Source organism: uncultured Leptotrichia sp. (assembly GCF_938036635.1).
GTDB classification, from domain to species: domain Bacteria; phylum Fusobacteriota; class Fusobacteriia; order Fusobacteriales; family Leptotrichiaceae; genus Leptotrichia; species Leptotrichia hongkongensis.
The window spans coordinates 1-7,394 of the sequence record NZ_CALHQO010000157.1 but is presented as its reverse complement, the minus strand read 5'-3'; the positions used below and the strand labels follow the sequence as shown (position 1 = coordinate 7,394).

The following is a 7,394-nucleotide window of genomic DNA, read 5'->3' as shown; positions in this document are numbered from 1 at the left end:
AATTTTTTTCCTTGAAATTATAAAAAAAAAATGATACTATATATTGCTAAAAAAAGAAAAGATTTGAATAGTGTAACATTAAAATATAAACTCTATTAGATAAGTTGGATATATTTAAGGATTAGAACATATTTCAATTCGGACTACAATTAAAACTGAATCAGTCCGAATTTATTATTTTAAAATTTTTTATTGGTCATAAAAAAGTCTTTTAAGAAGGCTAAAATTTTAGAAAGGAGAGTTATTATGAAAAAAAAGTTGAAAAATAATAATTTTTTGATTCCATCCTTTTTAGCAGGCATAACGGGCTTGGGCTTTGGAAAAGCAGTAAACTCGAATAATAATCCATCCATAAATATTTCAAGCGGCAATTCATTTTCAAATAAACAAAACTTATTGAATAACGAAAATATTGAATTTTCAAAAAATGAAGAAATTTACGATATTATAAAAAATAATTTAAAAAATGAAAACGAATTTAAAGTGGATTTTGGCTATACAGATGGTTTTCATAAAAGCAAGGATGATGATAAAAAAAATAATCACACTATAGATAATGACTTTGCAGAAAATGAAGCAACGATTCCTTACGTCATTATCAATCCTGCAAATGGTCCTTCTGACAAGGCTGATTATGACTATGTTGTTCAAATTAAAAAAAACAAGGAGCTTGGAATTAAAAATCTTGGATATGTAACTACAAATGAATATACTAAAAGTATCAAAAAAGTATGTTCTGAAATTGACAAATATATACATTTTTATGGCTCTGATAATATTTCTGGAATTTTCCTTGATGAAGTTTCATCAGGTACAAATCCATTAGAAATCGAGTATATGGCACAAATATATAATTATATAAAAAATAAGTATCCCGACTCAATCATAGTCGCAAATCCTGGAGGAACAGTAACAGATGAGATGTCTAAATACTCTGATTTATGGCTAACGAGTGAAGTATCTGCAAATAACTACATCAATCATTGGACTCCAAGAACTTACAATTTTGAAAATAATCCTGAAAATGCAAGCCGTATTGTCCATGTTGTTCACTCTGCAACACCAGAACAATATGAAACATTACTAAAATTATCAAAAGAACGAAATGCAGGATTTTTGATGATTACAACCGATGTTCCAAATGTTCCTTATGAAAATTTGCCACAAAATTTTGAAAACTTAATATTATCAATAAACAATCCTGAACTTGAAAATCTTTCAAATACAAGAAATGGTTTAACGGAAACATCAATATTAAATAATTCAAATATAAAATCTGAATACACTGATTCAAAAAATTCTACATCCGAACAAATTATGAAAAATATCCAAACAGAAAGCTACAATCATAATTCAGACCAGTTTGTATCTTCTGGAAAATACAGTATCTCTGGAAATCTTGAAATATCGAGCCTTGATTTTTGGAAACTTTTGGATTTTCATTATAAAGACAGCGTAAAAAATTTCTCTAAAAATGTATTCAATCCCCATTTTAACTTTGGATACAATATTTTAGAAGAATTTATCATAAGTGCTTCAAATAAAATAAGTGAATCTGGAGATTTCGAAATTGATTTTAATAAGAACTGGAATATTTAATAAAAAAATTAGCTGTTTCATAAATATCATGATACAGCTTTTTTATATTATTATTCTACTTTTCACTCTTATCCACAATTACTTTTAATGAATGCCAGCTAAGTGTCGCACATTTTACTCTTGCAGGCATTTGAGCCACATATTCCATAAGAACAGCATCTCCTAATTTTTTGCTTTCTTCGCTTGTCAATTTTTCTTCCTGCTTCATCATTTTGAAAAACAAATTTACTTTTTCCTTTGCTTCTTCCATTGTCTTCCCTTTTACCAAGTCAATCAGCATAGCCATAGAAGCTGTTGAAATGGCACATCCACTTCCAATAAAAGCAGCATCTGTTATTACTCCGTTTTCATCAGTTTTTATTTCAAGTGTCAAATCATCTCCACAATTCGGATTATGCCCACGTTCTGCAAATGTCGGATTTTCAATTTCACGGTTTAGTTCCTTACGTCTGCTATATTCCAGTATTGTCTGCTGATATATTTTTTCTAAATTCATATTAAACCTCCTTTTCAAATTTTTCTCTTTTTGTTTATTTTTCCTATAATTCAAAAACTTCCTTCACTTTTAAAAGCCCTTCTATCAGTTTATCAATATCCTCTTCATTGTTGTAAATGCTAAAACTTGCACGGCAGCACGAAGGCACTCCTAAATACTTCATTAAAGGCTGTGCACAATGATGCCCTGAACGAACTGCCACATTATACGAGTCAAGTATGAATGCCACATCGTGAGAATGCACATTTTTTACATTAAAGGCAATAATTCCAGCACGCTCAACATCTTTTGTAAAATATGTTTCCACAAAATCTAACTTTTTCAATTTTTCTAAAGCAATTTCAGTAAGAGAGTTTTCAATTTCATTAATTTTCTCATAACTTATTTCTTCGATAAAATTAATTGCCTCTTCCAGAGTTACTGCCCCTTCCACATTCTGAGTTCCGCCTTCAAATTTATTTGGAAGTGGTGCAAACGTTGATTCCTGTTCTGTTACAAATTCAATCATATCTCCACCGTATAAGAATGGAGGCATTTTATCAAGAATATCTTTTTTTCCGTACATAACTCCAATTCCCATTGGTGTAAATAATTTATGTCCTGAAAATACAAGAAAATCTACATCCAATTTTTGAACATCGTGTTTAAAATGCAGCATCGATTGTGCAGCATCCACGAGAATACGTATATTTTTATTTTTGTTTCGTGCAATTTCAATAATTTCCTTTATGTGCTGAATAACTCCTGTAACATTTACCACAGCAGAAACAGCTATAAGTTTTGTTTTATCTGACAATTTATTTTTAAAATCTTCAATATCAAATTGCCCATTTTCAGTAAGATAAACAAACTTTATCTTAGCATTTTTCTTTTTAGCCACAAACTGCCAAGGGACAATATTTGCGTGATGATTTGAAATTCCTAGAATTATTTCATCATTTTCATTTATAAATTCCATTCCGTAAGAATAGGCTACCAAATTGATTGATTCTGTCGTACTTTTTGTAAAAATCACTTCTTCTGAATATTCTGCATTGATAAACTTCTGTACAGTTTTACGTGCATTTGCCATCAAGTTTGAGGCTTCCATAGACAAAGTATGCGAACCACGCCCTGGATTACCATTATATTTTTCATAATATTCCATAATTTTATTCAGCACTCTTTTAGGCTTTTGTGAAGTTGCCGCTGTATCAAGATAGTGATTATTTCTATTCTTAAATATTGGAAATTCTTTTCTGTAGTCCATTTTCCCTCCTCTTTATTTTTAATCATATTAATTATTTTTTTCTTCTTTAAGTTTTAAATCTTTAAAAAATATTTCAACTCTTCTGTTGTTATATCTCCCAATTTTCGTTTCATTAATATCAGAAGGCTCGCTTTCACCTTTTCCGATTATTTTAAAAGTAAATTTATTATCTAATCCATATTCTCTAAACAGTATTGCCACATTATTTGCTCTTATTAAAGATAATTTTTGATTATAATTTTTTGAACCAGTTGAATCTGTATGTCCTACAATATCAATTGAACCGCTAATTGCATATTTATTAAATGTTTCTGAAATTACTTTTAAATCAACTGTTTCACTTTCACGAGGAATTCTTTTATTTGTTTCAAAACCTCTAATAACACATTTTTTTTCAGTATAAAAATCACACGAAAAAAGAAGATTAGGTTTTTCATCAAACACTATTCCAGGTACAGCTTCTCCTAAACTCACTAAGTTTACACTAAATAACAGCCCCAAAAATAAAATTTTTTTCATAGCGTTCTCCTAAAAATATGAATTTACCCACAAGCAATACAAAAATTATATCACTTAGTGGGTATTTTTTCAAATTCATATTCTATTCTTTTAGATTCTTCTTTCCAGTTCTTCAAATAATTTTTCTCTTAACTTTTCGTCATCGATGTTATCCATTATTGGACGAAATGAAGATTCTACTATTAATTTTTTTGCTCTTCCTTCAGAAAGTCCACGGCTCATTAGATAAAATAATTTTGATTCATCAACTTTTCCTACAGAAGCAGCGTGTTCTCCGATAACATCATCTTCACTACAGAATAATGTTGGAATAGAGTCAGCCTTTATTTTATCATTTAATAAGATAGCAAATTCTCCTTCACGCCCTTCAGACTTGCTCGAACCTTGCTTAAAGTAAAGGTTTCCACGAAATACTTTTTTAGCTGTATCTTTTACAGCTCCTCTTCCTTGAAGCTCACCAACTGTTCTACGTCCACGGAATACTACTGAATACTCCAAGTCCAGCTTTCTGTCCTCATCAGCAAGGTATGCAGGCCACACATAAACTTCTGATGAATCTTCCTCAAGATAAGACTTATGACTTATCGCATTAATCTTTCCACCTAGTTCAACGCTGTAATATTGAGTTTTTCCTTGACCCAAAGTCTCAATTTTTGATGACTCAAAATTAGAACTTTTTGTATTTAAAGTTTGTATTTTTATAATTTTTACTTCTGCATTTCTTCCAGTGAACACTTTTATAATTCCATTGTGATAAACTGGTGTGTCATCTTCTGAATCGTAAGTAATAATTACCGTAACTTTTGCAAAGTCTTCTACTTCGATAACATTGTAGTCAACTAGAAAATTATTTTCTTTATTTGCACGATAATTTAAGTAAATTGGCTTTTCAATTTTTTTTCTTTCAGAAATTTTTAGATACTTCCCTTCATTACAAAAAGCAAGATTCTGTGTCTTAAAAAAGTCTCCTAGTCCATATTCATTATCATTTTTTAATCTTTCCAGCTCATCTATTGAATCACTAATATTTTTTATAGCAACTCCTTCTTGATTTCCATGCTTTATTTCTAGATTATTAAATTTCTTAAATGTTTCAGGCTCTTCGTATTGATAGCCTACTCTTGTCCAAATAACTTTTTCAAGCTTTTTATATTGTTCAAACTTTTCCAGTCTGTATTCACTATTTTCAAGATTTTGTATGCTTGATTTTTCTAACATTTTTGCTCCTTCCATTTTTCAGCAATTTGAGTTTTGCCTGTTTATCCGATTGTTCCTTCCAGTTCCAGCTCTATCAATTTATTAAGCTCAACAGCATATTCAAGTGGCAGCTCCTTAGAAATTGGCTCAACAAATCCTCTTACAATCATTGCTTTTGCTTCATCTTCACTTATACCTCTTGACATAAGATAAAATATTGCTTCGTCGCTTATTCTTCCAATTTTTGCTTCATGTCCAATATCTACACTATCGTTATTTATATCAATTATTGGTATAGTATCTGAAGTTGATTCGTTATCCAGCATTAATGATTCACATTCTACAGTTGATCTTGCTCCAGTTGCTTCTGGCAATACTTTTAAAAGCCCTCTATAAAATGCTGTTCCTCCATTTTTGGAAATTGATTTTGAATGAACTGTTGAACTTGTCTGTTTTCCTTGATGAATAATTTTACATCCTGTATCCAAATATTGTCCAGCCGCTGCAAATGTAACTCCTGTAAATTCACATCTTGAACGATCACCTTTTAGAATACTCATTGGGTAAAGCATCGAAACTCTTGATCCAAATGATCCAGAAATCCACTCAACTACTCCATCATCTTCCACTATTGCTCTTTTTGTATTAAGATTGTACATATTTCTTGACCAGTTCTCAATTGTTGAATATCTTAATCTTGCCCCTTTTCTTACAAATAATTCAACCGCTCCTGCATGCAATGCATTTTTTTGATATTTTGGAGCAGAACATCCCTCGATATAATGCAAATCAGCTCCTTCATCCACAATAATAAGCGTGTGCTCAAATTGTCCTGCTTCAGGTGCATTCAGTCTAAAGTATGATTGTAAAGGCATATTTACCTTTACTCCTTTTGGAACGTAGATAAATGATCCTCCAGACCATACTGCTCCATGTAATGCCGCAAATTTATGATCATTAACTGTAATTAATGTCATAAAATATTCCTTTAGCATATCTTCATATTCTACCATAGCAGTTTCAATATCTGTATAAATTACACCTTGTTCTTTCAATTCTTTATGAATGCTGTGATAAACTACTTCCGAATCATATTGTGCTCCTACTCCTGCAAGTGACTGCTTTTCAGCCTCAGGAATCCCAAGTCTGTCAAATGTATCTCTTATATAACTTGGTACATCATCCCAGTTTTCATTCATTGGTGCCGAATCAGGTTCCAAATAATGCACAATATCATTTACATCAAGATCTGATAAATCTGGACCCCAGTCAGTCATAGGTTTTGAATTGTAAACTTCTAATGCCTTTAATCTAAATTCTTTCATCCACTCAGGCTCATTTTTTCTTTCTGAAATTTTTTTGATAATTTCAGGAGTAAGTCCCTTTTCAGCCTTATATTTATAACGTCCTTCATCTTTTATATCATAGACACCACGTTCAATGTCTGCAACATATGTTTTTTTTCTATTTTCCATTATTCCCACACTTTCTATTCTGTATTAATTATAATCCTAATTCTTCCTTCATTTTAGCATAACCATCTTTTTCAATGCTTTCAACTAATTCCTGCCCACCTGTCTTAACAATTTTTCCATTCATCAAAATATGAACAAAATCAGGCTTTAAATAATCCAGCACTTTATCATAGTGTGTAATTATAAGTAAAGCTGTATCTTTAGTCTTTAATTTTTGAACACCTTCAAATACAACTTTTGTAGCGTCAATATCAAGTCCAGAATCAGTTTCATCTAGAATAGCCAATTTTGGCTCTAAAACTGCCATCTGTAAAATTTCATTCTTTTTCTTTTCTCCACCAGAAAACCCTACATTTAAATGTCTATCTGCATATTCAGGATTAATGTGAAGTTTTTCCATTTTTTCCACTAATTCATTATGAAATTGCATCAAATATTGCTTTTCCCCAGTAACAGCCTCTTTTGCTGTTCTCAAAAAGTCCTCTACAGTAAGCCCTGGTATTTCTTCAGGATATTGAAATGATAGGAAAATTCCTTTTTTAGCTCTTTCATCAACAGCATCTTCATTAATATTCTCTCCATCCAAAATAATTTCTCCATCAACTAATTCGTGTTTTGGATGTCCCACAAGAATACTTGCAAGTGTAGATTTTCCAGCTCCATTAGGCCCCATAATTACATGAACTTCTCCTTTGTTTATAGTCAAGTTCAATCCTTTTAGAATCTCTTTCCCTTCTACTTCAGATTTTACATTTTTCAATTCTAACAAACTCATGCTAATTTTACCTCCAAAATATTTTATATATAAATTTATCGATAATAGGAACTGCAAAGTTAGGAAATTTTTCGTTATATCATA

The 7,394-nt window shown here is 30.8% G+C and carries 7 protein-coding genes; 1 reads left to right on the top strand and 6 read right to left on the bottom strand.

All coding sequences use genetic code 11. The features are described from left to right. Positions 1 to 246 precede the first annotated feature (246 nt). Complete coding sequence (locus tag Q0370_RS02985; RefSeq protein WP_299571931.1) at positions 247 to 1,599, top strand: spherulation-specific family 4 protein; 1,353 nt, start codon at positions 247 to 249, stop codon at positions 1,597 to 1,599. Between the two features lie 55 nt (positions 1,600 to 1,654). Here the strand turns inward: Q0370_RS02985 and sufU are convergent, their stop codons facing one another. The 6 genes from sufU to sufC all read right to left on the bottom strand — a co-directional run bounded on the left by sufU (position 1,655) and on the right by sufC (position 7,310). Then, entirely contained in the window at positions 1,655 to 2,095 is a 441-nt protein-coding gene (gene sufU, locus Q0370_RS02980) for a Fe-S cluster assembly sulfur transfer protein SufU (protein WP_026746833.1), read from the bottom strand. A 43-nt stretch (positions 2,096 to 2,138) separates the two neighbouring features. Then, positions 2,139 to 3,344, bottom strand: coding sequence for a SufS family cysteine desulfurase (locus Q0370_RS02975; RefSeq protein WP_299571925.1), 1,206 nt, complete (start codon positions 3,342 to 3,344; stop codon positions 2,139 to 2,141). Between the two features lie 27 nt (positions 3,345 to 3,371). Further along, on the bottom strand, positions 3,372 to 3,863 hold the full coding sequence (locus Q0370_RS02970; protein WP_299571922.1) for an OmpA family protein: 492 nt from the start codon (positions 3,861 to 3,863) through the stop codon (positions 3,372 to 3,374). A gap of 90 nt (positions 3,864 to 3,953) precedes the next feature. Then, positions 3,954 to 5,081 (bottom strand): Fe-S cluster assembly protein SufD, encoded by a 1,128-nt coding sequence (sufD, locus tag Q0370_RS02965; protein ID WP_299571919.1) that lies wholly within the window; start codon positions 5,079 to 5,081, stop codon positions 3,954 to 3,956. Positions 5,082 to 5,122: 41 nt separating this feature from the next. Further along, a complete protein-coding gene (sufB, locus tag Q0370_RS02960) occupies positions 5,123 to 6,535 on the bottom strand; it encodes a Fe-S cluster assembly protein SufB (protein WP_026746830.1) in 1,413 nt (470 codons plus the stop codon). A gap of 28 nt (positions 6,536 to 6,563) precedes the next feature. Continuing rightward, positions 6,564 to 7,310, bottom strand: a complete 747-nt coding sequence (gene sufC, locus Q0370_RS02955) for a Fe-S cluster assembly ATPase SufC (RefSeq protein ID WP_021744694.1) — start codon at positions 7,308 to 7,310, stop codon at positions 6,564 to 6,566. Positions 7,311 to 7,394: the final 84 nt, after the last annotated feature.

Coding starts and splice junctions, on each gene's coding strand:
- Q0370_RS02985 (WP_299571931.1), top strand. CDS start 247: ATGAAAAAAAAGTTGAAAAATAATAATTTTTTGATTCCATCCTTTTTA.
- sufU (WP_026746833.1), bottom strand. CDS start 2,095: ATGAATTTAGAAAAAATATATCAGCAGACAATACTGGAATATAGCAGA.
- Q0370_RS02975 (WP_299571925.1), bottom strand. CDS start 3,344: ATGGACTACAGAAAAGAATTTCCAATATTTAAGAATAGAAATAATCAC.
- Q0370_RS02970 (WP_299571922.1), bottom strand. CDS start 3,863: ATGAAAAAAATTTTATTTTTGGGGCTGTTATTTAGTGTAAACTTAGTG.
- sufD (WP_299571919.1), bottom strand. CDS start 5,081: ATGTTAGAAAAATCAAGCATACAAAATCTTGAAAATAGTGAATACAGA.
- sufB (WP_026746830.1), bottom strand. CDS start 6,535: ATGGAAAATAGAAAAAAAACATATGTTGCAGACATTGAACGTGGTGTC.
- sufC (WP_021744694.1), bottom strand. CDS start 7,310: ATGAGTTTGTTAGAATTGAAAAATGTAAAATCTGAAGTAGAAGGGAAA.